At 47.4% G+C, this 1,345-nt stretch carries 1 protein-coding gene; it reads right to left on the bottom strand.

Features of this window, described 5'->3' with window-relative positions; translation table 11 throughout:
- Positions 1-148: 148 nt before the first annotated feature.
- On the bottom strand, positions 149-1,177 hold the full coding sequence (locus tag IGS60_RS28185) for a hypothetical protein (protein ID WP_230506902.1): 1,029 nt from the start codon (positions 1,175-1,177) through the stop codon (positions 149-151).
- Positions 1,178-1,345 lie beyond the last annotated feature (168 nt).

Here is a 1,345-nt window from a genome sequence, read left to right as displayed (position 1 = left end):
CGCAGCGCGCGCCGGCAGCACGGCCCTGGCCGGCGCCGGGGCGACGCCACCAGGCGCGCACGCGGCCAGGTGCAGCAACTGCAGCGGCGCCGGCAGTGGCACCAGGGGGAGCGCGGCCGACAGGCCCAGCCCCCTACCCTACTCCACTCTATAACGTCGGATTAAGGCCAACATAGCGGGCATAATCGTAACCTTCTGGATTAACAACAAAGCTTGCTCGTCCTGGCGCTTGAATCAACGCCACAAGCGAATATGCGCCCTTTCTCCATTCTTCTTGTTCTGCAGGTGACATTTCCCAAAAATCCTTAATATCACGGCCACAATCAAAATCACTATCTGTCCCGCCTTCAAAATCCGCAAATAAATCATTTCGGGATTCCATCAAATTAACTGCAAAGTGATCGTAATCAACAGCCGACAAATTAATGATTTTTGATACTTTTGCTCTGCTAACACGCCAATTTGGACTTTCCACCCAACGCACTCGCTCCCAAAATTTTTCCTTAAATTCCGGTTTGCAACACTCCTCAATATAGTTGCCGATATCACAATTTTTGTTAAGGCTGGCAAACTTGGCAAAAATAAACTGATTTACAGCTACTTCCGGTTGCTTAGTATCAGTCGTCATACTCGCAATCCGGGCGGAATTCGCAGCCTTCTCAATTAAGGCAGCAGCTTGATATTTAGCATCTTCCTCCGCCTGCTCTTGCGCCGCGATTTCAGGGAAATACTTTCTAAAGGCACTAGGAGTTAATGAATCTCTAGCATCTTCAACAGTGCGATAGCCGTTGTAAAAATGGTTGCTATGGATAGTAATGTGAATTTTTTTCATAACGCCATCGGCATCGTAAGATGCCGATACACTGCCAAAATCGCCCGCCAAGGCAAGGACTTCTGCGGCAGATACAGCCGGCTTATTTGTGTCCGTGTCCATATCATCATACCGATAAGTAGTAATGAGAACGCACTCTTTAAGAGCTGCATCAATAATTTTAAGAGAGTTACGGCGAATGGTCTTGGTTGACATTTTGAATCCTATCACATTGATTTGTAAGGCATTTTTACTGGCAAATCGTTCGTTCGCCATGTAAGTATTATAATCGAAAACAGGCATTTTGTGAAGCATTTTTACTTCACAAAATGCCTGTTTAATGGAATGTGATTGCAAATAAAACATCTTGCGTTTCGCGGACGCGAAAAACTGTATTAAGCTCCCTACATCCACTCACTTACATTTAATTTCTGTACGCTGCAAGAGCGCCCTTCTATGCCAAGCTGGTTTTAAGCACGTCAGCAGGCCACTAGAGAGCCTGCCGCCGCGTCCCGAGAGGGCGCGGGGTTTCGG

It is taken from the genome of Janthinobacterium sp. FW305-128 (assembly GCF_020858135.1).
Lineage (GTDB): Bacteria > Pseudomonadota > Gammaproteobacteria > Burkholderiales > Burkholderiaceae_D > Janthinobacterium.
Note: the sequence above shows the minus strand (reverse complement) of the source record. Positions and strands in the feature narration are given on the sequence as shown.